At 61.8% G+C, this 22,849-nt stretch carries 11 protein-coding genes; 4 read left to right on the plus strand and 7 right to left on the minus strand.

The genetic code is table 11. The annotated features are described in order from the left end of the window. Positions 1 to 6: 6 nt before the first annotated feature. The 4 genes from GHO32_RS22625 to GHO32_RS22640 form a co-directional block, all read right to left on the minus strand. On the minus strand, positions 7 to 228 hold the full coding sequence (locus GHO32_RS22625; protein WP_153443011.1) for an MbtH family protein: 222 nt from the start codon (positions 226 to 228) through the stop codon (positions 7 to 9). A 57-nt stretch (positions 229 to 285) separates the two neighbouring features. Continuing rightward, positions 286 to 1,677 carry an aspartate aminotransferase family protein gene (locus tag GHO32_RS22630; protein ID WP_153334827.1) on the minus strand — a complete coding sequence of 464 codons (1,392 nt, stop codon included), beginning with the start codon at positions 1,675 to 1,677 and terminating at the stop codon, positions 286 to 288. A gap of 215 nt (positions 1,678 to 1,892) precedes the next feature. Continuing rightward, positions 1,893 to 3,218 carry an ATP-binding protein gene (locus GHO32_RS22635; RefSeq protein WP_178113927.1) on the minus strand — a complete coding sequence of 442 codons (1,326 nt, stop codon included), beginning with the start codon at positions 3,216 to 3,218 and terminating at the stop codon, positions 1,893 to 1,895. Beyond that, complete coding sequence (locus GHO32_RS22640; protein WP_153334828.1) at positions 3,215 to 3,892, minus strand: response regulator; 678 nt, start codon at positions 3,890 to 3,892, stop codon at positions 3,215 to 3,217. The genes GHO32_RS22635 and GHO32_RS22640 overlap by 4 nt, the downstream gene beginning before the upstream one ends. A 180-nt stretch (positions 3,893 to 4,072) precedes the next feature. Here GHO32_RS22640 and dsbD point away from each other — a divergent pair, with 180 nt between their 5' ends. Genes dsbD through dsbG form a run of 3 tightly spaced genes read left to right on the plus strand, consistent with a single transcriptional unit; the run spans position 4,073 to position 7,440 of the window. Continuing rightward, on the plus strand, positions 4,073 to 5,815 hold the full coding sequence (dsbD, locus tag GHO32_RS22645) for a protein-disulfide reductase DsbD (protein WP_153334829.1): 1,743 nt from the start codon (positions 4,073 to 4,075) through the stop codon (positions 5,813 to 5,815). Next, positions 5,816 to 6,688, plus strand: coding sequence for a TlpA disulfide reductase family protein (locus GHO32_RS22650; RefSeq protein WP_153443013.1), 873 nt, complete (start codon positions 5,816 to 5,818; stop codon positions 6,686 to 6,688). Further along, entirely contained in the window at positions 6,667 to 7,440 is a 774-nt protein-coding gene (dsbG, locus tag GHO32_RS22655; RefSeq protein ID WP_153334831.1) for a thiol:disulfide interchange protein DsbG, read from the plus strand. Before GHO32_RS22650 ends, dsbG begins: the two co-directional genes overlap by 22 nt. Positions 7,441 to 7,468: 28 nt before the next feature. On the opposite strand, the gene GHO32_RS27090 is transcribed toward dsbG, so the two are convergent. The 3 genes from GHO32_RS27090 to GHO32_RS22670 form a co-directional block, all read right to left on the minus strand. Next, positions 7,469 to 8,128, minus strand: coding sequence for a GFA family protein (locus tag GHO32_RS27090; protein ID WP_306108913.1), 660 nt, complete (start codon positions 8,126 to 8,128; stop codon positions 7,469 to 7,471). Further along, positions 8,014 to 20,994, minus strand: a complete 12,981-nt coding sequence (locus GHO32_RS22665) for a non-ribosomal peptide synthetase (RefSeq protein ID WP_153334833.1) — start codon at positions 20,992 to 20,994, stop codon at positions 8,014 to 8,016. Before GHO32_RS22665 ends, GHO32_RS27090 begins: the two co-directional genes overlap by 115 nt. Before the next feature lie 71 nt (positions 20,995 to 21,065). Further along, positions 21,066 to 21,815, minus strand: coding sequence for a thioesterase II family protein (locus GHO32_RS22670; RefSeq protein WP_153334834.1), 750 nt, complete (start codon positions 21,813 to 21,815; stop codon positions 21,066 to 21,068). Between the two features lie 323 nt (positions 21,816 to 22,138). Between GHO32_RS22670 and GHO32_RS22675 the strand changes: the two genes are divergently transcribed. Beyond that, positions 22,139 to 22,687 carry an RNA polymerase factor sigma-70 gene (locus GHO32_RS22675; protein ID WP_048368846.1) on the plus strand — a complete coding sequence of 183 codons (549 nt, stop codon included), beginning with the start codon at positions 22,139 to 22,141 and terminating at the stop codon, positions 22,685 to 22,687. The last annotated feature ends 162 nt before the right edge of the window (positions 22,688 to 22,849 follow it).

The following is a 22,849-nucleotide window of genomic DNA, read 5'->3' on the forward strand; positions in this document are numbered from 1 at the left end:
TTGCGCTTAGTGCGTGGCCACTGCATCCATCTTCTGGCGCAGGCTCAAGGGCCGCATGTCGGTCCAGACTTCTTCGATATACGCCAGGCACTCAGGCTTGAGGCCGCTTTTGCCCACGGCGCGCCAGCAGTTGGGGATGGCTTTGTAATCCGGCCAGATCGAATACTGCTCTTCATGGTTCACCACCACTTGGAAGAGGATGTCGTCGCGGTCAAATACTGAACTCATGTGCGGGTCTCCATCGCTGTAAAAGATATGAATCTAACGAGTGATCACGGGCAGAAATTAGAGCCGGGGGATCGCTGCGGCCATGGCATTGCCAAAGATGGCCGCGACCTGGTCGATTTCACTGGCGGTGATGATCAGCGGCGGCAAGAAGCGCACCACGCTGCCTTGGCGCCCGCCCAACTCCAGAATCAAGCCGCGCTTCAAGCATTCGCGCTGCACCAGCGGCGCCAGCCGGGCAAAGGCTGGCGGGTGGCCCAAGGCGTCGGGGCTGCCGTTGGGGTCAACCAGTTCAACCCCCAGCATCAGGCCGCGACCGCGAATATCGCCCAACTGCGGGAAGTCGCGCTGGAGGATGTGCAGGTGTTCGCTGAGGCGCTCGCCCATGGCGGTGGCGTGCGCGGCAACGTTGTGCTGCTTGAGGTAGCGCATCACCGCCGAACCTGCGGCCATGGCCATCTGATTGCCACGGAACGTCCCGGCATGGGCGCCCGGCAGCCAGGTGTCGAGCCACTCGCGATACACCACCACCGCCAACGGCAAGCTGCCGCCAATGGCTTTGGACAGCACTACTACGTCCGGGATGATGCCGGCGTGCTCAAAGGCGAACATTTTGCCGGTACGGGCAAAGCCGCTCTGAATTTCATCGACGATCAGCGCCACGCCGGCTTGCTCGGTAATCCGGCGCAACCCGCGCAGCCAGTCGAGGTCTGCCGCAATGACGCCGCCCTCGCCCTGCACCACTTCAACAATCACCGCGGCCGGTAGCTGCACACCGGCTTCGGGGTCACTGAAGAGGTTTTGCAGGTAGTGCAAATTGGCTTGTACGCCCTGCTTGCCGCCCAGCCCGAACGGGCAGCGGTAATCGTAGGGATACGGCATGAATTGCACGCCATTGCTGAGCAAGGCGGCCAACGGCTTTTTCGGCCCCAGGCTGCCCATCAGGCTTAAGGCACCCTGGCTCATGCCGTGATACCCGCCGGTAAATGACACCACGGTGTTGCGCCCGGTGGCGGTGCGCACCAGTTTCAGCGCGGCTTCGACGGCATCGGTGCCGGTCGGGCCGCAGAACTGGATCTTCGCTTCGCTGGCCAAAGCACCGGGTAGCAGGCCGAACAGGTCTTGAACAAACTGGTCTTTGACCGGGGTGGTGAGGTCGAGGGTATGCAGGGGCAGTTCATCACTCAGCACCTGCTGGATGGCGGCGATCACGACCGGGTGGTTGTGCCCCAGCGCCAGAGTCCCGGCACCGGCCAGGCAATCGATAAAGCGGCGGCCCTCAACGTCTTCAACGTACAAGCCCTTGGCACGCTTGAGGGCCAGCGGCAGGCGCCGCGGGTAACTGCGCGCATTGGACTCCTGGCGGCTTTGACGGGCCAGCAACGGAGACTCTTCAAACTCGTACAGCGTTTCAACCGGATGATTTTCAGCAAGGCTGGTAGCGACTGACATTCCTGGGACCCTCAATTCGCCGATGAGATTGACCAAAACATTCCTGTTTTGAAAACGCATCAGCGTGGTGAGGATTTAGCCAAGCCCCAAAGTTTCCCGGTTTCTGTAGCCGCTGCCGCAGGCTGCGATAAGGGCCGAAGGACCTTCACCCCATAGAACAGGGCCGCTTCGCGCCCCATCGCAGCCTTCGGCAGCGGCTACAAGGATCGAGGTGTTCAAGCCGTCTGCAGCGGCATGCGCAGTTCAACCCGCAAGCCATCGGCCTGGCTGTCGAAATTCAGTTCGCCCGCACACCGTTCAACAATGGCCTGCACAATCGCCAGGCCCAAGCCGCAACCGTTGCTGTTGCCGTTGCGCCAGAAACGTTGGGTCATGTGCTGTAAGGTCTCAGGCGCGAGGCCGGGGCCGTGGTCACGCACCACGAACACGACGTGGTTGCCCTCGGCATGCACCTTCAGTTGCACTTGGGTGTCCGCCGGGGTGTGGCGCAAGGCGTTGTCGAGCAGATTGCGCAAGGCGGCGATTGCCAGTACCGAAGGCACGTGCAGACGGGTGTCCGGGAGGTCATCGGCCAGTTGCAAATGCACACGGTCAGCCGCGCCGCTGGCCGCGTCGTTGATGGCCAGACGCGCCACTTGTTCAGCCGAACACTCTACGCCGTCATCAAACGACAAGCTGCCTTCAACCCGCGCCAGCAGCAGTAACTGCTCAAGGGTCCGGTGCAAACGGTCTGCCCCGGCTTCGGCGTGGGCCAGGGACTGTTCGCGCGCCGCGCCATCGGTCATGCGCGCCACTTGCAGGTGGGTTTTGATAGCGGTCAGCGGGCTGCGCAGTTCATGGGCGGCATCACCGGTCAGGCGCCGCTCACGTTCGATGGCTTTGGCTATTCGTGCCAGCAACTGGTTCTGGGAGTCCAGCAACGGCTTTAATTCGCTGGGCAGCGGGCTGATTTGCAGTGGTTGCAGCGAGTCGGCATCGCGGCGCATCAGGGCATCACGCATACGGTTGAGCGGCGCCAACCCTTGGCCGAGGCCCAGCCACAACAGCAGCAAGCACACGATCAAGGCCATGCCCACCGGCACCGAGGCGGCGAGCAGCACAGAAAGGTTCAGGGCTTCGCGCTCGACTTGGCGGTCGGCGGTGGTAATGCGCACATCGCCCCGGTCGAGGGTGAACGTGCGCCAGGCAGCGCCATCAATGGTCTGGTCATGAAAACCCGCCGACTCGGAGCGCATCGGTTGGTCAGGGTTGTTGTGGCTGCGGGCCAGCACTTCACCGCGCAACGAACTGACCTGGCACGCCATACCGCCAGGGATGGTCAGTTGTTCCGCACTGAAATGGGTGCCCTCGCCCTTCACCGGCAACTGCGGCAATTGCTCAAGCAGCCCCGCCACCATGCGCGCGGACGCTACCAGACGCTGGTCAAGGGAGAACATCATTTGCTGACGCAAGTCACTGAGCATCCAGGCCGCCGCCAGCGCCCAGATCAACACAAACGCCGAGCCAATGGTCAGGCTCAAACGCAGACGCATGCTCATCATGGTCGCTCGGTACCGTCGGCAGTGCCCAGACGATAACCGAGACCGCGCACGGTTTCGACGATGCCTTTGCCCAGTTTGGAGCGCAGGTGATGGATATGAACGTTCAGGGCATTGCTCTCCAGTTCGTCGCCAAAGCCATAGATGCTGTCTTTGAGCTGCTCGGCCGACAACACGCGTCCGCGGTTATGCAGCAAAGCTTGCAGCAGTGCCTGCTCACGTCGCGACAGGTCGACCGGCTGACCGCCCAGCAAGGTAATGCGGCTGCTGGGGTCGTAGCTCAATTGCCCGTGTTCGATCAAATTGACGCTGCGCCCGGCCACTCGACGCAACAAGGTGTGCAGGCGGGCGGCCAGTTCGCGCAGGTCAAAGGGCTTGAGCAAATAGTCATCAGCCCCGGCTTGCAGGCCATCTACCCGGTCGGTGACCGAGTCACGGGCGGTCAGCACCAGCACGGGCAGCTCAAAGCCTTGCTGACGCAGTTGCTGCAACAGCTTGAGGCCGTCTTCGTCCGGCAACCCCAGGTCAAGCACCATCACGTCAAACTCGGCGGCCTTGAGCATGGCTTTGGCTTTGCTGGCGGTGCCGACATGTTCAACCGTCAGCCCCTGCGCCGTCAGCCCGGCCACAATGCCGCTGGCAATCAGTTCATCGTCTTCGCAAACCAGTACGTGCATGCTCATACCCGCGTAAATAGGCTGATTAAAAAATTATGGGATTAAGGGCGGATTATCCACCCTATAAATGTAGTGCACCTGCTTTGTTTAAAGCGCTTGTCAGTTTCGCGACCCTATTAACACTCGGTTAATCATGTGTCGCCAAGGTGTTGCCTATTCATAAAGACCAAGGCTGGGCGTATGCACCGTTTGTTTATTTTTTTGTTTCTACTGCTGACGGGCTTCAGCCAGGCGCAAGCCAGTAATGATCCTTTTGCCCAGAAAGTCGACTTTTTGCCGGTGGCCAAGGCGTTCGCCTTCAGCAGCGAAGCGTTGCCATCGGGCGAAACCCGGCTGAGCTGGCAGATTGCCAACAACTACTATTTGTATCAAAAACGCTTCAAGTTTGACGGTCTGGACGCCGCGCATACCCCCGCCTTGCCCCAGGGTGAGGAGCACAATGACGAGTTTTTTGGTGCCAGCCAGGTCTATCGCAATCAGGTCGACGTCCTGATCCCGGCGGGTGCCAGCGGCCAGGTCAAAGTGAGCTGGCAAGGCTGCGCTGATGCCGGTCTGTGCTACCCGCCGCAAAGCCAGGTGGTTGATCTGGGCGGCGCACAACCCGTCGCCGCTCAAGGCCAGGCCCAGGACCAGTCACTGGCGGCCAGCTTGCAGCAGCGTTCGTTGGGCTGGAGCTTGTTGCTGTTCTTCGGCCTGGGCTTGTTGCTGGCCTTTACCCCGTGCTCATTGCCCATGCTGCCGATTCTGGCCGGGCTGGTGGTGGGCAGCGGTGCCAGCGCCGGGCGCGGTTTTGCCGTCGCCAGCAGTTACGTAGTGAGCATGGCGCTGGTGTACGCAGGCCTGGGCGTCTTGGCCGCCATGCTGGGCGCCAACTTGCAGGCCCTGCTGCAACAACCCTGGTTGCTCGCAAGCTTTGCCGCCCTGTTTGTGGTGCTGGCGCTGCCGATGTTCGGCTTTTTTGAATTGCAGTTACCCGCCGCTCTGCGCGACCGCCTAGAAAACGCCGGCCGCGGCCGTAAAGGCGGCAGCCTGCTGGGTGCAGGCATCCTCGGCGCCTTGTCGGGTTTGCTGGTGGGCCCGTGCATGACCGCCCCGCTGGCAGGCGCCCTGCTGTACATCGCGCAGAGCGGCAATGCGGTTGAAGGTGGCCTGGTGCTATTTGTGATGGGTGTCGGGATTGGCATGCCGTTGTTGTTGCTGGTCACAGTGGGCAGCCGCTTTTTGCCCAAGCCGGGCGCCTGGATGGATCTGACCAAAGGGCTGTTTGGCTTCCTGTTCCTCGCTACGGCCCTGCTGTTGCTGCGCCCGGTGGTCAGTGAAACCCTGTGGCTGGGGTTGTGGGGCGTGTTGCTGATTATTTTTGCCAGCAGCCTGTGGCAACAAGCGCAGCACTTCGCCCGCGCCAAGCCGCTGTTTAACCCCTTGAGCCTGCTGGCCGGGATTTGGGGTGGCTTGATGCTGATAGGGGCCGCCGGTGGCGGCACCGACCTGGGGCAACCGTTGCAGGTGTACACCGCTAAAACCGTGATCGGCACCACGGTCAGCAATGACCATGGCGACTTCATTACCCTCAACGACCCGGCCAGCCTCGATCGTGAACTGGCCAACGCCAAAGCCGAGGGGCAATGGGTGTTGCTCGACTATTACGCCGACTGGTGCGTGTCGTGCAAAGTCATGGAAAAACAGGTGTTCGCCAAACCTGAGGTGCAATCAGCTTTGCAAGGTGTGCGGCTGTTGCGTCTTGATGTGACCGCCGATAATGTCGCCAGCCGCGAATTGCTCAGCCGTTATCAGGTGCCCGGCCCGCCCAGTTTTGTCTGGATAGGTCCCAATGGGGTTGAGCGTCGTGGGCAGCGGATCACCGGCGAAGTCAACGCCGAGACTTTTTTGAACAATTGGAACGCCACTCGGGAAACCCCATAAATGCTCACCCTGACCATCGGTTCGTTTGCCTTGGCAATTAACCACCTGCTGCTGATCCTGGCCCTCGCCCTGGCGACGCTGGTCGGTTGGCGGGTGGCCAAACGTGGCGGCGAGAACCCTGAGTCAGTGTTATTTGCCCTGTTTTTGCTGGGCTTGCTCGTGGCGCGTATCGGTTTTGTGCTCGTTTTCTGGCCGCACTTCCAGAACAGCCCGTTGAAAATGCTCGATTTGCGTGACGGCGGGTTTATGGTCTGGCCCGGCCTGGTGGCCGTGGTGGCGGGTGCGGTGCTCTGGGGTTGGCGCCGTGCGGGCTTGCGCCGCCCTTTGACTTGGGGGCTGAGCACCGGCCTGACCTTCTGGATCTTGGCCAGCCTGTCTTCCAGCCTCTATGAGCAGGGCTCGCGCCTACCTGAACTCACCTTGCGCACAGCCAATGGCGAATCGGTGCAACTGAGCAGTTACCAAGGCGGCCCGCTGGTCATCAACTTGTGGGCCACCTGGTGCCCGCCGTGCCGCCGGGAAATGCCGGTGCTGCAGAACGCGCAAAAACAGCATCAAGACGTGACGTTTTTATTCGTCAATCAGGGCGAAAGCATGCAGAGCGTCAGTACGTTCCTCGAAACCCAGGGTCTGAGCCTGAGCAACATCTTGTTCGACAGCAGCGGGCAACTGGCCCAGAAAGTCGGCTCCATGGCGCTGCCGACTACGCTCTTCTACAGCGCTGACGGGCGTTTGCTGCGCAGCCACTTGGGCGAACTGTCCGATGCCAGCCTGGCGCAGGCCATGCAAGGTTTTACCAAAGAACATTCAAAGTCGGCCCAACAGGTCGACCCTGCAAGGAATACGCAAACATGCTTAACCGCAAACTGTTAACCCTTAGCCTGACCTCTCTGATTGGCGCTGCCCTGCTGCAGTCGCCTGCGCTGCAGGCTGAAGAACTGCCTCCAGCCATCAAGAAAATCGAGGCCAAAGGCGCGAAAATCGTCGGCAGCTTTGATGCCCCAAGCGGTTTGAAAGGCTATGCCGCGCAGTACCAGAACCGTGGCATGGCCTTGTACCTGACCGCAGACGGCAATGTGCTGGTCGGTAACCTGTATGACGCCGACGGCAAAGACCTGAGCCTGGCGCCGTTGCAAAAGCTGGTGTACGCGCCGATGGCCAAAGAGGTCTGGGCCAACATGGAGAAGAGCAACTGGATCCAGGACGGTAAAAAGGATGCGCCGCGCACTGTTTACCTGTTCAGCGACCCGAACTGCCCGTACTGCAACATGTTCTGGGAACAGGCCCGCCCGTGGGTGGACTCCGGCAAAGTGCAATTGCGCCACATCATGGTGGGCATTATCCGCGAAGACAGCCCGGGCAAGTCTGCCGCCCTGCTGTCTGCCAAAGACCCGCAGCAAGCCCTGCTGGCTCATGAAAAAGCCGGCAAGGCCAGCACCCTCAAGGCTTTGAGCGCAATCCCGGCTGACGTACAGGCCAAACTCGACGCCAACGCCCAGCTCATGAACGACCTTGAACTGTCGGCAACCCCGGCAATTTTCTACCTGGACGACCAAGGCAACCTGCAACAGCAGCAAGGTGCACCGTCGCCAGACAAGCTGGTGCAGATTTTGGGGCCCAAGTAACTATCGCAGCCTCGTACCTCGGCAGCGACTACGGGGTTAATGGCGTCAAACACCACCAACGTGGTCGGATATCCTCGAACGAGTGGTACAACGGCGCCAGCTCGGCGCCGTTATTGTCATCAAAACCGCCAATCAGCAATGCAATCGTTGGCTCATCATCGATTGCGCCAATCGAACTTCCGCACGTTGGGCAAAAGGCCCTGCTGGAGTAATCCGAGGTGCTGAAGACCGAAGGAGCACCCCCGGCCCCTACCCACTTGACCCGTTCTTGCGCAAACTCCACCCACACGACGGTCGGTGAGCCTGTATGCCGCTGGCAGGTTTTGCATGAGCAGGTATGAGCGTTTTCTGCAGGGCCCAAGGCTTCATAACGGATCGAGCCACAAACGCATCCGCCACTGTAATGAGTGTGTTCCATGCACATTCCGTTGGCTTGCTGTCGAAATGCCAAGCGTAGCGAGAAGCGAGCAACTTGCAACGTGCAGTTCACACTGAAGCTGCCGCAGGCTGCGATCTGTTGATGGTTAAGATCAACAGATCGCGAGGCAAGCTCGGCTCCTACAGGGGGTGTTGTTACAGCCCTTCGAGTTCGGCCATCAGGTCGCTCAGGCGATCGACTTTTTCCTCGTTGATTTCGCTGCTTTCCAGCCCTTCGATGTACACCGCCAACTCGGCCACGCAACTGCATTCAAACATCGCCCGTAACGGCACGTTGCGTTGCAGTACTTTCTGTACCCGCGAGGCGATTTGTGTCGCCAGCAAGGAGTGGCCGCCCAGCTCGAAGAAGTTGTCGTTGACCCCTACCCGCTCGACGCTCAGAACTTCACTCCAGATGCCTGCCAAGGTGTGTTCCAATTCTGTGCGTGGCGCCAGGTAGTCCTCACGCTGCAACTGGCCGATGTCTACAGCAGGCAGTGCCTTGCGGTCGAGTTTGCCATTGGCGTTGAGGGGCAGTCGCTCCAGCCACAGCCAATGCAGCGGCACCATGTAGTCCGGCAGTTCAGCGCGCAGGCGCTGTTTGATCCGGTCCAACCGCTCGCTCAGGCCGAGGGCCGTTTGCGCGGCCACCAGATAGCCGACCAGGTATTTGCCATTGGGCCCTTGCTGCACACTGACCGCGGCATCACGCAGCTCAGGTTGCTCGTGCAGGCGCGCTTCGATTTCCCCCAGTTCGATCCGATAACCGCGAATTTTCACTTGATGGTCGATGCGCCCGACGTACTCCAGCACCCCGTCGCTGCGCCGCCGCGCCAGGTCGCCGGTGCGGTACAAACGCTCACCCGGAGCACCGAACGGGTTCGGTACAAAGGCCAGCGCGGTGCGCAGCGGGTCACTGACATAACCCCGGCCCACGCCGGTGCCTGCCACGCACAACTCACCCACCGCGCCGAGTGCGACCAGTTGCAGCGCGTCGTCGAGCAGGTACAGACGGTTGTTGTCGGTCGGCGTGCCAATCGGCAAGTAGCTGCCTTGGGTAGCCCCATGATCAACGCGAAAGAACGCCACGTCATCCGAACATTCGGCCGGACCATAGGCATTGACCAGGCCAATCTCGGGGTAACGCATCAGCCATTGCTGCGCCAGTTCTGGCGGCATGGCCTCGCCGGTGGGCAGCATCCAGCGCAAGCCGTTCAGTTCAACAGGGGCATCCGCCAGCATGCCTTGAATCAGCGACGGCACGCTTTCCAGCACGCTGATGCCTTGGACATTGACCTGCGCCAGCAGGGCTTGCGGGTCGTGGGCGATGGTGTTCGGAACGATCTCGACCCGCGCACCGAACAAGGGTGCTGCGAGGAACTGCCACACCGAAATATCGAAGCTTTGCGAAGCAGTCTGCGCGATCACATCCGCCTCGCTCAGTTGCAGGTACGGCACTTTGCTCAACTGGTTGTTGAGCATGCCACGTTGCTCGACCATCACGCCTTTGGGCAACCCGGTGGAACCCGAGGTGTAGATGACGTAGGCGAGGTTGTCCGGGCCGCTGTAGACCTGCGGGTTGTGATCCGCCCACTTCCCGGCTTGCACGTCTTCCCATACCAGTAGCCGTGGACGCACGGCGCAACCTGACTCATCGAGCAAGGCTTGCGCCTGCTCGCGACAGGCCTGGGTGCAGACCAGCAACGTCGTACGGCTTAAGTCCAAGATACGGCTCAGACGCGGCCCTGGCAGCGCCGGATCCAGCGGCAAATAACCCGCACCGGCTTTGAAGCTGCCGATGATCATGCCCAGCAAGTCCAGCCCGCGCTCCGCCAGCAGCGCCACCGGCTGGTCCATACGCACACCGCCTGCGATCAAGGCATGACCCAGGCGGTTACTGCGCTGGTTCAGCTCGCGGTAACTCCACTGCTGCTCCAGGCAACCGGCCGCGATGCGCTGCGGATGCGCTGCCACCTGGGCTTCGAACAGTTCGGCATAGCTGTGCTGCAACGGGTACTCGCGCTCGCTTTGGTTGCAGCCTTCAATGAGGAACTGCTGTTCGGTCTCGCCCAGCAAGGGCAAGTCGGCCATGTCGCCATTGACGCCGTCCATCAAAGCCAGCAAAAAGCGCTTGAACTCACTGAGCAGGCGCTCAACGCTGCTGCGCTCAAAAAAGCGCTGGTCGTAAGACAGGTGCAAGCCCAGGTCATCGCCGGGGTAGCACACGGCGGTGAGCGGGAAGTTGGTGTGGGTACGGCCCGAATCCGAGGTGGCGTTCAGGCTCTGGGCCCGGTCCAGCACCGACATATCGACCGGCGCGTTCTCGAACACAAACAGGCTGTCGAACAGCGGCTGGCCTTTGGGCAGTTCGCTGCGCTCCTGAATCGTCACCAGCGGCAAGTACTCGTACTCGCGCAACTCCATATTGTGTTCCAGCAAGGTGCTCAACCATTGCCGAACGCTCAGCACCTGACCGTCTTCGGGCATCTGCACACGCAGCGCCACGCTGTTGATAAACAGCCCGACCGTCTGCTGCATCTGCGGCAATTGCACCGGGCGCCCGGCCACGGTAACGCCAAACACCACGTCACGCTCACCGCTCACGCGCCGCAGCAGCAACGCCCATGCCGCCTGGGCAAAGGTGTTGATGGTCAATTGGTGCTGCTGCGCCAGTTCACGCAACCGCACGCCATCCCTGACCTCCAGCCGGGTGTAGCAATCGCCCACCAGCATGCCGCCGCTAGCGCCCGCATGCTCGCGCAGCAAAGGCCGGTCGGTGGGGATGTAAGTGGTCCGTTCAAAGCCTTGCAGGTTGCGTTGCCACCAGGCATTGGCCTGCTGCAAGTCTTGCTGTTGCAGCCAGCCGATGTACTCGCGATAACGCGGCGGCGTGGCCAGTTGCGGGGCGCGACCTTCGCCCAGCGCACTGTAGATTTCGAAAAAATCGCTCATCAACAGCGAGCGGCACCAGGCATCGATGAGGATGTGGTGGTTGCTCATCATGAACCAGTAACGCGCCTCATCCACACGGATCAGGCGCAGGTGGAACGGCGCCTGATTGAGCAGATCAAAACCGGCTTCGCGCTCGCGCTTGAGCAGCGCCTGCAGACGCTCTTCATGGCTCTCTTGTGGCTCGCGGCTCCAGTCGAGGTAGTCGACGTCAGTGTTGCCGGGGCGATGGATGATTTGCAGCATGCCTTCGCCCGCGTTCCAACAGAACGACGCGCGCAAGGCCTCATGCCGCGCCACCACCGCCTGCCAGGCCTGGGCGAAACGTTGCGGGTCTAGGGCGCTGTCAATCCGGTAGCGGTCCTGCATGTAGTACAGCCCGGTACCCGGTTCGAGCAAGGTGTGCAGCAACATGCCCTCTTGCATCGGGGTCATGGGGTACACGTCTTCAATCTGGCCTGCCGCCACCGGCAAGCTGTCGAGTTGTGCCTGGGTGAGTTTGGCCAGCGGGAAGTCCGATGGCGTCAACCCGCCCGCATCGCTGCTCAGGCAGTGGGCAATCAGGCTTTCAAGCTCCGCGAGGTAGTCCCGGGCCAGCGCTTCAATGGCTAGGGGCTGATAGCGCTCGGCGCTGAAAGTCCAACGCAAAACCAACTCGCCGCCATACACCTGGCTGTCGATGCTCAACTCGTTGGGTAACGGCGCCTGCGGGTCGTGGGCTGCGCCGGTCGGCTCGTCCAGCGGGTGGAACAGCGCATCGCTGGCAAAACTCTGGTCAAACTGGCCAAGGTAGTTGAAGGTGATCGGTACCTCGGGCAACGCGGCCAGGGCTTGCCCCGTGGCCGGGTCGCTCAGGTAGCGCAATACGCCGTAACCCAGGCCTTTGTGCGGTACGTGTCGCAGTTGCTCTTTGATGGCCTTGATCGAAGCGCTCTGCCCCAGGTGGCTGTTCGGCGTCAGTCGCAGCGGATAAGCGCTGGTGAACCAGCCCACGGTGCGGCTCAAGTCGATGTCATCGAACAGGGTTTCGCGGCCGTGACCTTCAAGTTGCACCAGGGTCGATGGCTGGCCGGTCCAGCGGCAGATCACCCGCGCCAGCGCGGTCAGCAGCACATCGTTGATCTGCGTGCGATAGGCGCTGGGCACCTGTTGCAGCAGTTGCCGGGTGCGCGTCTCGTCGAGCCGCACACTGAGCGTTTGCCCGTGCAGATGTTGCCGCCCGCCATGGTGGTTAACGCCCGGTAGCTCCACCGCTGGCCACTTGAGGTGCTCTTGCCACACGCCCAGCTCTTCACGCAGCGAATCACTGCTGGCATAAGCGTGCAAACGATTGGTCCACGCCCTGAATGCGCTGGTTTTCGCGGGCAGTGGCTGCTGGCGATACAGCGCCTGCAAGTCTTCCAGCAAGACCCGCCAGGACACCCCGTCGACGGCCAGATGGTGAACCGCCAGCAACAGGCGTTGCTCCCCGTGCGGGCCATCGACGAGTACCGCGCGCAGCAGAGGCCCTGCGTGCAAATCGAGGCTGCGTTGCGCGTCGTTAAACAGCCCGGCGCAGTCTTGCAGGTCCGCCACGCAGGCTTGCCACAGCAACGGTTGCGGCGCAGCGCCCAGGTACTGCGCCTGCCATTGCCCGTTGCGTTGCTCAAAGCTCAGGCGCAAGGCGTCGTGATGCATCACCAGGGCCAGCAGCGCCCGCTCCAGCAAGGCAGGCTCAAGAGGTTCGGCAGGTTGCAGCAGCACGCACTGGTTCCAGTGCCCGCGTTGCGGCATGTCGGTATCAAAGAACCACTGCTGAATCGGCGTCAGTGCCGATTCGCCAGTGAGTACGCCCTGCTCGGCAGTCAGTTGCTCGGTCTGGGTCGCAACGCTGGCCAACGCTTGCACGGTTTGATGCTGGAACAGGTCACGGGGGCTGAAGTGAATCCCCAATTGCCGGGCGCGGCTGACCACTTGAATCGACAGGATCGAGTCGCCGCCCAGCTCGAAAAAGTTGTCATTGAGGCCGACATGTTCAAGGTTCAGCACCTCGCCCCAGACCTTGGCCAAACTGGCTTGCAGCGCATTGCGCGGGGCCACGTAATGCTGGCGATTGAGCTCAACATCGGGCGCCGGCAAGGCGCGGCGGTCGAGTTTGCCGTTGGCGGTCAGCGGCATGCTATCCAGCAGCATCAGCTGCGCGGGCACCATGTAATCCGGCAGTTGCGCCTTGAGCCGGGCCTTGAGCGCTTCGCGCAACGCCCCCGCCTCAACCTGTTCATCACACACCAGCCAGGCCGCCAGTTGCTTGCCACCCGGCATGTCCAGCGCCAGCACCACGGCTTCACGTACCGCTGGATGCCCGAGCAAGTGGCTTTCGATCTCGCCCAGTTCGATGCGAAAACCCCGGATTTTGACCTGATGATCGACTCGCCCCAGGTATTCCACCAGGCCGTCAGCGCGCTGGCGCACCAGATCGCCAGTGCGGTACAAGCGCCCGCCATTGCGCGCAAACGGGTCTGCCACAAAGCGTTCGGCCGTCAGCCCGGGGCGCTGGTGATACCCCTGCGCCAGCCCTGCGCCGCCGATATACAGTTCGCCGGTGGCGCCTTGGGGCACCAGCGCCAGATGGCTGTCGAGAATGTAGGCCACCCGCGCACCAATGACCTCACCGATTGGCACAGTGGCGGCGCCATCGGCCAGCTGTTCCGGTGCCAGGCTGGCCAACGGCATGACCACGGTTTCGGTCGGGCCGTAGGCATTGAAAAACACGCTCGGCTGGAAGGCCGAACGGATGCGCTGCAAGTGCTCGCCGGTCAGTGCTTCGCCGCCAGTGATGCACATGCGCACCGGCAATGTCTGCACACGGCTGGCCAGCCACTGGGCCAATTGGCTGCCGTAGCTGGGAGTGAAACCCAGAATGCTGACCTGTTGCTCACGGATCAGCTGGCAGATTGCTTCGGCGTCCCACTGCCCTTGCGCCCTCAGCACCAGCCGCGCACCACTGAGCAACGGCACCAGCAAACGCTCGGTGGCAGCGTCGAAGTTGATCGAATAAAAGTGCAGTTCACAGTCATCCGCACGCATGCCAAACCGCTCAATCACCGCCTGGCAATGCATGGCGATTTCGCCGTGGGACACCACCACGCCTTTGGGCTGGCCGGTGGAGCCCGAGGTGTAGATCAAATACGCCTGATGCTGTGGCAAATTGATAAACGGCAGGTCGCTGGACGGGTACGCGGCCAGTTGCGGGCCGTCGTCTTCGAGTCTCCAGCGCACCACGTTTGAGGGCAATTCACCCAGCGCGGCAAACAGGCTGCGATGGCTCAACAACACGCTGATGCCGCTGTCTTCGATCATGTACTGCAAGCGTTCTAGCGGGTATTCCGGGTCGAGCGGCACGTAGGCGCCGCCCGCTTTGAGGATCGCCAGCAGGCCGACGACCATGTCCAGCGAACGTTCCAGTGCCAGCCCCACCCGCACCTGCGGGCCTACGCCCAACTCGCGCAGCTTCCAGGCCAGTTGATTGGCGCGGCATTCAAGTTTGGCGTAGCTCAAGTGCTGCCCGCCGAAGGTCAAGGCGATGGCCGCAGGACGCATTCGGGCTTGCTCGGCAAACAGAACATGCACGTAGTGATCGAGACGCTGCGCACCCGCTAAAGGTGCCAGCCCGTCCAGCAAGCGCTGTTGTTCAGCGCCATCCAACAGCGGCAACTCGCTTAGCCGTTGTTGCGGGTCGGCCAGCAGCGCGTGCAGCAGATTGCGCCAGTGCACGGCCATGTTGGCGATACGCGGTTCATCAAACAAATCTGTGCTGTAGGTGAGGCAGCAGCCCAAGCGGTAGTCGAGATCGGTGACTTCCAGATTGAGGTCGAACTTGGTCGCCCGCGCATCGTTGGGCAAAAACTCCACTGTCATGCCTGCCAGCGTCCGGCTTTGCTGGAACTCCCAGCGCTGCACGTTGCACATTACTTGAAACAGCGGGTTGTAAGCGGCGCTGCGCGGGGGTTGCAGGGCTTCGACCAGATGATCAAACGGCAAGTCCTGATGCGACTGGCCTTCGATGACGGTCTGGCGCACCTGCTCCAGCAGTTCAGCCACGCGCATATGGCCATCCAGCTCACAGCGCAGTACCTGGGTGTTAAGAAAAGCCCCGATCAGCCCTTCGCTTTCCGGACGGATGCGGTTGGCCACCGGCGCGCCGATGCGCAGGTCGGTCTGGCCGCTGTAGCGGTAGAGCAGCAGCGCCAGGGTGGCGGTCACGGTCATGAACAGGGTCAGGCCGTGTTCGGCATTGAACCCTCGCAGTTTCGCCGCCAACTCGTCACTGAGGTCAAAGCGGTACAACCCGCCCTGATGGCTCTGCACCGCAGGCCGAGGCCGGTCGCCGGGCAGTTCGAGCAGCGGATGCTCGGTGCCGAGTTTGGCGGTCCAGTAATCGAGCTGGCGCTGCCGTTCGCCCGACTCCAGCCACTGGCGTTGCCACACGCTGTAGTCGAGGTATTGCACGGCCAGCGGCAGTAATGGCGAGGCGCGATCATCCACAAACGCTTCGTACAACTCGCCCAGTTCGCGGGCAAAAATATCCATCGCCCAGCCTTCAGTGACGATGTGATGCAAGGTCAGGACAAAGTAGTGCTCGCGGGCGGCGGCCTTGACCATATGGGCGCGCAGCAACGGCCCGCGCTCCAGATCAAACGGCTGATGCGCCTCGCTGTCGGCCAGGGCCTGCAAACGCTGCTCACGGGCGCCGTCGCCGAGGGTGCTGAGGTCCAGCCAGCCCATACTCAGGCGCGTGTCGCGGTGCACCTGTTGGCAAGGCACGCCATTGACGCTGGGGAACGTGGTGCGCAGGGTTTCGTGGCGCATTAGCAATGCCTGCAATGCCGCCTCGAAACGCTCGACGTCCAGCAAGCCGGTCAAACGCGCCATGCCGCCGACGTTGTAGGCCGGGCTGTCGGGCTCCATCTGCCAGAGGAACCACATGCGCTGCTGAGAGTACGACAGCGCCACCGGCTGGCTGCGATCCGCCAACTGAATCGGCCGTTGCGTGTTGCGCTGGCCGCTGGCCTGGATTCGCTCTACCTGCTCGACAAATGCGCCCAGCTCACTGGCTTCAAACAGGATTCGCAAGGCCAGTTCAACGTCACAAGCCTGACGCACGCGGGCAACGATTTGTGTAGCCAGCAGCGAGTGCCCGCCCAGGGCGAAGAAGTCGTCATTGAGGCCAATTCGGGCCTGCCCCAGCACTTCGCGCCAGATTGCGGCGATGCGTTGTTGCAGTTCAGTCTGAGGCTCGACGTGCTCGCGCACGTGCCACACCGGCTCCGGCAAGGCCCGGCGATCAAGCTTGCCACTTGGGCTCAGGGGCATGCGTTCAAGGCGCAACAACTGCGCGGGGACCATGTAATCCGGCAGTTCGGCGGCCAGTGCGGCTTTAAGTTGCACGCTGTGTTCGGCCTCGGGCAGCGCCCCGTCGAGCGCCGTGTAGTAGCCGATCAATTGCGGCCCGGCCTGGGTGTCGCGAATCAATACCGCCGCCTGCGCCACCTCAGGCTGGGCCAGCAAGCGCGCTTCGATCTCTTGCGGCTCGACGCGAAAACCGCGCAGTTTGACCTGCTGATCCAGACGCCCGAGGTAGTCGAGGGCGCCATCGCGGTTCCAGCGCACCTGATCACCGGTGCGGTACAGCCGCGCCCCCGGCTCGCCCAGCGGGTCGGCAATGAAGCGCTCAGCCGTCAGCCCCGGACGCTCCAGATACCCCCGCGCCATACCAATGCCGCCGATGCACAATTCCCCAGGCACACCCACCGGCAGCGGGTTCAATTCGCTGTCGAGCACCCGGCACACCACGTTGCCCAAGGGGCGGCCAATGGGCGAACGCTCGCCGTCATCACGTGCACACTGCCAGTGGGTGACGTTGATCGCGGTCTCCGTCGGGCCGTAGCGGTTATGCAACTGCACGGCGGGCAATTGTTGCAGCACGCGATTGCGCAGTTCGGCGGGCAAGGCTTCGCCGCCACTGAAAAGCCGACGCAACGTGCGGCACTGCAAGGCCTGCGGTTCATCGACAAACAGGCGCAACAGCGGCGGCACAAAGTGCAAGGTGGTCACCCCGAACTGCTGCACCAACTGCGCGATGCGCTGCGGGTCGCGGTGCTCTCCCGGCCCGGCCAGCACCAGACGGCAACCGGTGATCAACGGCCAGAAGCACTCCCACACTGACACGTCAAAACTGATCGGGGCCTTTTGCATCAGCACATCGTCGGCGCCCAGGCCGTAGGTGGCTTGCATCCACTGCAAACGCTCACTCAGGGCCGCATGGGTGTTGCCGACGCCTTTGGGTTGGCCGGTCGAGCCCGAGGTGTAAATCACGTAGGCCAGGTTGTCGCCGTGCAGGTGCAGCCCCGGCGCATGGGCGGACCAGCTGTCGAGATTGAGGCCGTCCATAGCAATCACACTAAGGGCCTCGATACTCGGCAAGCGCGGCAGCAGATGGCTTTGAGTCAGCAACAGTGCCGCACCGCAATCCTGCAGCATGTAGGCCAGACGCTCGGGCGGGTAGTCCGGGTCGAGCGGCACATAGGCGCCGCCCGCCTTGAGAATCGCCAGCAGGCCGATCAGCAGTTGCGGCGAGCGTTCAGCGGCAATCGCCACCGGCACATCCGGGCCCACGCCCTTGTCACGCAAGTAGTTGGCCAGGCGGTTGGCGTGCCCATGCAGATGGGCGTAATCGAGGCTGCCGCCGTCCCACAACAGGGCGATGTGGTCCGGGGTGAGCTGCGCTTGCTGTTCAAGCTGCTGTGGCAGCCATTGCTGCGCGGGAGCACACGGCGCTTCGCTCCAGCGCGCCTGTTCAAGCAACTGCTGCGGGCTGAGCAGATGCAGGTCAGCCAGGGCCTTATGGCTGTCGGCGCAAACTTGGCGCAAAAGGCTGACAAAATGCTCGGCCAGTTGCGCAATGGTGCTGGCCTCAAATCGCTCATCGGCGTAGTCGAACGACAGTTTCAGGCGGCCCTGGCGGTCTTCTTCGCTGTGCAACTGCAAGTCGAATTTGGCTTCGCGGCTGTGCCATTCCAGCTCTTCGGCGAGCAAGCCCGGCAAACGCCGCAAAGCACTCAGGTCGCGTTGCTGATGATTGAACAACACCTGGAACAGGCCGTGTTCGCGGGCCTGCGGGAAGGCTTCCAGCAGTTGCTCAAAGGGCAGGTCCTGATGCGCTTGGGCATCCAGCGTGGCAAGACGGGCTTGCTGGAGCAATTGGGCAAACGGCAGGCGCCCGTCCAGTTGCGCACGCAGCACCAGGGTATTGATAAAAAAGCCGATCAGGCCATGGGTTTCCTGACGCGGGCGGTTAGCGCTTGGCACGCCAATGCGGATATCGCGCTGGCCGGTATAGCGATACAACAAGGTCTGGAACGTCGCCAACAGCAGCATAAATGGCGTGCTGTCATGGGCCTTTGCTGTCTCACGCAAGGCCTCGGCAAGCGGTGCGTCCAGGCGCACGCTGTGGCGCGACGCGCTGTGTTGCTGCGCGGCCGAACGCGGGTAATCGGTGGTCAGTTGTAAGGTCGGCTGCTCGTCGCCCAGCTGTTGTTTCCAGTAACTGAGCTGGCGCTCGGCTTCGCCCTGGGCCAGCCATTGGCGCTGCCAACTGCCGTAGTCGGCGTAGTGCAAAGCCAGCGGCGCCAGCTCTAACGGTTGCTCCAGGCAGGCCGCCGCATACAGGCGCGAGAACTCGTCGATGAGCAGGTTGAGCGACCAGCCGTCCGCGATGATGTGGTGCAAGGTCAGCAGCAGTTGGTGCTCTTCGTCATCGAGCTTGACCAAGGTGACCCAGAACAGCGGGCCGTTGCTCAGGTCGAACTGGGTGCGGGCTTCGTCTTCGCGGATCTGCTGCGCCCGCGCTTCTCGCTCGGCGGCGGGCACGTCGCTGATGTCGATGACTTGCAGGTCAAAATCCGCGGCGGCCTCAACCCCTTGCCAGGCTTGGCCATCGCGCTCATAAAAGCGCGTGCGCAGGGCTTCATGGCGTTCAACCAAATGCGCGAAGCTGCTGCACAGCGCGGTTTCGTTCAACTCGCCGCGCAAGCGCAAGGCGCCGGGAATGGTGTAGGCGCTGCTCTGCGGGTCGAGCTGCCACATAAACCACAAACGGTTTTGCGCCAGCGACTGTGGCAGCGCCTCATCGCGGCTCAAGCCGACGATGCTGCCTTGGGCCAGACCGCCATCCTGGTGCAACGCCGCGACCCGAGCCGTGAATGCGCTCAAGGTCGGGGCCTCGAACAACAGGCGCAGGTTGAGTTCCAGTTTCAGTTCTTCACGCAGGCGGGCGATGGTTTGCGTGGCCAGAATTGAGTTACCGCCCAACAGGAAGAAATGATCATCAGCGGCCACTTGCTCGACCTGCAAATGCTCGCACCAGATCCACGCAATCAGCGCCTCCAACTGATGGGCTGGCTGCGCCGGGTCATGGTTGGCCGGCTGAGCGTCGTCACACGGGAACTGCGCGTAGCTGTCGAGGCTGCCGTCGGCCAGACGGCTGCGGCAGGCCGAGCGTTGCAGTTTGCCGCTGGAGGTTTTTGGCAGCGCCCCCGGATTGAGCAGCACGACCACGCTCGGTGCTTGTTGGCAGGCTTCGGCCACGGCCTGACGAATGGCCGTGATCAGGGCGTTGGCGGGCATGATTTTTTGCACGCTGCGGCTGATTTCGGCGGCAATGCCGATCCCCTCCTCGCCTTTAACATTGACCGCGAACGCCGCCACACGGCCTTTGCGCACCACTTCGACTTCACGCTCGAGGGTGGCTTCGATGTCTTGCGGGTAGAGGTTATGGCCGCGCACGATCAGCAGGTCTTTCAAGCGTCCGGTGATGTACAGCTGGCCTTCATGGATAAAACCCAGGTCGCCGGTGCGCAGCCATGTGGCGCCCTGATGTGCAACAAACGTTTGAGCGCTGGCGTGCGGGTTGCGCCAGTAGCCGTGGGCGATGCTCGGCCCGCTGGCCCAGACTTCACCGACACGGTTATCCGCCAAGGGCTCGAACGAGTGCGGGTCGACGATTTGCACCGCATGTTGCGGCTGCTGAGTGCCGCAGCTCATCACCGCGCAGCCGTCGCCCGGCACGATGCGGTTGTTGGCCAGCTCCAGCTCATTCAGGTTGAGGGCCGGGATGCCCTGCCCGCGCTGCCCGCCTGCGACAAACAAGGTGGCTTCGGCCAGGCCATAGGAGGCGAAATAGCTGGCAGAGTCAAAACCGCACAGAGCAAATTTTTCGGCGAAACGTACCAGGGTGTCCTGGCGGATCGGCTCAGAGCCTGAATAGGCCACGCGCCAACGGCTTAAATCCAGCCCGGCCAGCGCGTTTTCACTGACTCGCTCGCTGCACAGCCGATAGGCAAAATCCGGCCCGCCGCTGATGGTCCCGCCGTATTCGCTGATGGCTTCGAGCCAACGCAGCGGGCGGGTCAAAAAGTACGCGGGCGACATCAGGATGCACGGCACACCGCTGAAAATCGGTTGCAGCAGGCCGCCGATCAAGCCCATATCGTGGTACAGCGGCAACCAGCTGACAATCACGTCGTCGGGGTTGAGGTCGATGCCAAATCCACGGCGAATCAGCAACTCGTTAGCCACCAGATTGCCGTGAGTGACTTGCACGCCCTTGGGCATGGCGGTGGAGCCTGAGGTGTATTGCAAAAAGGCGATGTCATCGGCCTGCAACGCCACCGGCTGCCAGCCTTGCGCCAGGCTCGGTTCTAGGCTGTCGACGCACAGCAACGCGGGCGCCTCGGCACGGCTGAGTTCGGGCAGGGCCAGCAAGGACTCGCGCAAATGGCTGCTGGTCAGGAGTACGCGCGGTTCGGCGTCGCTCAAAATCGACAGCAAACGCTCCTGATGATGGCGGCGCGACGACTCCGGCGGATACGCCGGAACGGCGATCACTCCGGCATACAGGCAGGCAAAAAATGCCGCGACGTAGTCCGGGCCGCTGGGCAACAGCAAGACCGCGCGATCACCCACCGCTGCATTGGCCTGCAAGGCTGCGGCAAAAGTCCGCGCACGTAAGTCCAGGTCAGCATAGGTCAGCACCTGGCTGGCACTCTGGTCATCGCTCAAAAAGCGTAATGCCAGTCGATCCGGGGTCTGGGCTGCACGTTGTTGCAGGGCTTGGGCCAAGGTGCCAGGGAGTTCGAACGCGTCCATCATGGGATTTCCTGCCTGAAGTCGGCTTTGCATAAATTCGGTGTATTTGAGAGACGAGAAAGCACGGCGCCGCTTTAGCCGGGCACCCGCCGAGCCTGTTGCTGACGCTGGCGCAGCAGGTGTTCTTCGGCGTAGCGGCGCAGGCAACGCAACAAGGCGGTTTCTTGCTGGTGCAGAAAAAAGTGATGGCCTTCAAACATGTCCAGGGAAAACGCGCGGCTGGTGTCGGCCTGCCAATCGAGCAGTTGCTCGGCGCGCACGCTGTCTTGCTTGCCACCAAACACGTGAATCGGCAGCGACAACGGCGCCCGCCGGTCGTGCCTGAAACTGCCGCACAAGAGGAAGTCGGCGCGCAGTATCGGCAGCATCAGGTGCATCAGCTCGGCATTGGCCAGCACCTCTTCAGGGGTGCCGTTGAGTTCGCGCAAGCGTTCGATCAGTTGCGCGTTGGTCTTGGCCACCGCGTACTCGCTGACATCTCGGCGGGCCGGACCGGCCGTGGCAGATGCAAACAAGGCCAGCGGCTCGGGCAGCCCGCGCTCACGCAGGGCGTGGGCCAGTTCAAAGGCCAACAGACCGCCCAGGCTGTGGCCGAACAACGCGTAAGGGCGGTCCAGTTCCGGGCTGATTTCATCGGCCAACTGGCCGGCCAATGCGCGAATATCGCTCTGCAAGGGCTCGTCCATGCGCATCCCGCGCCCCGGTAATTCCAGCGGCCGCACCTGCATCCAGGCGGGCAGCAAGCGGCGCCAACGGCTGTATGCCATGGCGCTGGCGCCGGAGTAAGGCAGGCAAAACAAGCGCAACTGAATGACTTCAGTCATGGTCTGCGCCCCCGCCGTAAAACGCCGCCCGTGCACATGCAAACGCCATATCACCCTCCTGTGTTAACCGTTCATCGCGGGTCTGCAACACAGACCTTAGCCCCTTGTGAACGGTTGACCCGGGCAAATAATTAGCCCTCGCGATAGTGGCTTTTTGTAGCAAAACGCGCGGGATGTGAGGCTTTTCTCAATCTCTTGAAAGGATCGGTATTAATTACCTTTCTCAATTGACAATCATTATCATTAAGCCTAGTTTGTTTCGCACTGTGACGGCGCCAACCGAGCAATGGCCCGCACGTTTTCACTAGCCACAGGTGATCTCCATGACGGAACAAATGTCCACAAGCAGGTGTGACTCACCCTTACTTCAAGCCTTTGTCGACAACCGATTAATCCTGGTCAAAATTGCAGCGCGGATCACCGGCTGCCGATCACGGGCCGAAGACGTGGTGCAGGACGCTTTCTTCCGTTTGCAGTCCGCGCCGCAGATCACTTCGTCATTCAAGGCGCAGCTGAGCTATCTGTTCCAGATCGTGCGCAACCTGGCGATTGATCACTACCGCAAGCAGGCACTGGAGCAGAAATACTCGGGCACAGAAGAGGAAGGCTTGAATGTGGTGATCAATGGCGCCTCGCCAGAAACCTCGCATATCAATTTTTCGACCCTGGAAAACATCGCCGACGCGCTGACCGAGCTGCCAAGCCGCACCCGTTATGCGTTTGAGATGTACCGCTTGCACGGTGTGCAGCAAAAGGACATCGCCAAAGAGTTGGGGGTGTCGCCGACACTGGTCAACTTCATGATTCGCGACGCGCTGATTCACTGCCGCAAGGTTTCGGGCAGCCAGCCAGATACCTTTAGTCGCCGCTGAAATCAGCTTCTTTGTGAGAGGGCTCGCGATCTTTGAAGATCTAGAGAAGATCAAAAGATCGCGAGGCGAGCTCGCTCCTACAAAATGAACTGCCCCCCAAAAGTTGGACAGATTAACTAGCGCCCAGCGCAGCCTGAGTCCTGTATCCCACAGGGCTTAGGC

The organism is Pseudomonas sp. FSL R10-2189 (assembly GCF_009600325.1).
GTDB lineage: Bacteria > Pseudomonadota > Gammaproteobacteria > Pseudomonadales > Pseudomonadaceae > Aquipseudomonas > Aquipseudomonas helleri.

Excerpts from the sequence above, each read along its gene's own strand:
- GHO32_RS22625 (WP_153443011.1), bottom strand. The coding sequence starts at position 228 with ATGAGTTCAGTATTTGACCGCGACGACATCCTCTTCCAAGTGGTGGTG.
- dsbD (WP_153334829.1), top strand. The coding sequence starts at position 4,073 with ATGCACCGTTTGTTTATTTTTTTGTTTCTACTGCTGACGGGCTTCAGC.
- dsbG (WP_153334831.1), top strand. The coding sequence starts at position 6,667 with ATGCTTAACCGCAAACTGTTAACCCTTAGCCTGACCTCTCTGATTGGC.
- GHO32_RS22640 (WP_153334828.1), bottom strand. The coding sequence starts at position 3,892 with ATGCACGTACTGGTTTGCGAAGACGATGAACTGATTGCCAGCGGCATT.
- GHO32_RS22665 (WP_153334833.1), bottom strand. The coding sequence starts at position 20,994 with ATGATGGACGCGTTCGAACTCCCTGGCACCTTGGCCCAAGCCCTGCAA.
- GHO32_RS22675 (WP_048368846.1), top strand. The coding sequence starts at position 22,139 with ATGACGGAACAAATGTCCACAAGCAGGTGTGACTCACCCTTACTTCAA.
- GHO32_RS22630 (WP_153334827.1), bottom strand. The coding sequence starts at position 1,677 with ATGTCAGTCGCTACCAGCCTTGCTGAAAATCATCCGGTTGAAACGCTG.
- GHO32_RS27090 (WP_306108913.1), bottom strand. The coding sequence starts at position 8,128 with ATGCAGTTGCGTGGCCGAGTTGGCGGTGTACATCGAAGGGCTGGAAAG.
- GHO32_RS22650 (WP_153443013.1), top strand. The coding sequence starts at position 5,816 with ATGCTCACCCTGACCATCGGTTCGTTTGCCTTGGCAATTAACCACCTG.
- GHO32_RS22670 (WP_153334834.1), bottom strand. The coding sequence starts at position 21,815 with ATGACTGAAGTCATTCAGTTGCGCTTGTTTTGCCTGCCTTACTCCGGC.
- GHO32_RS22635 (WP_178113927.1), bottom strand. The coding sequence starts at position 3,218 with ATGATGAGCATGCGTCTGCGTTTGAGCCTGACCATTGGCTCGGCGTTT.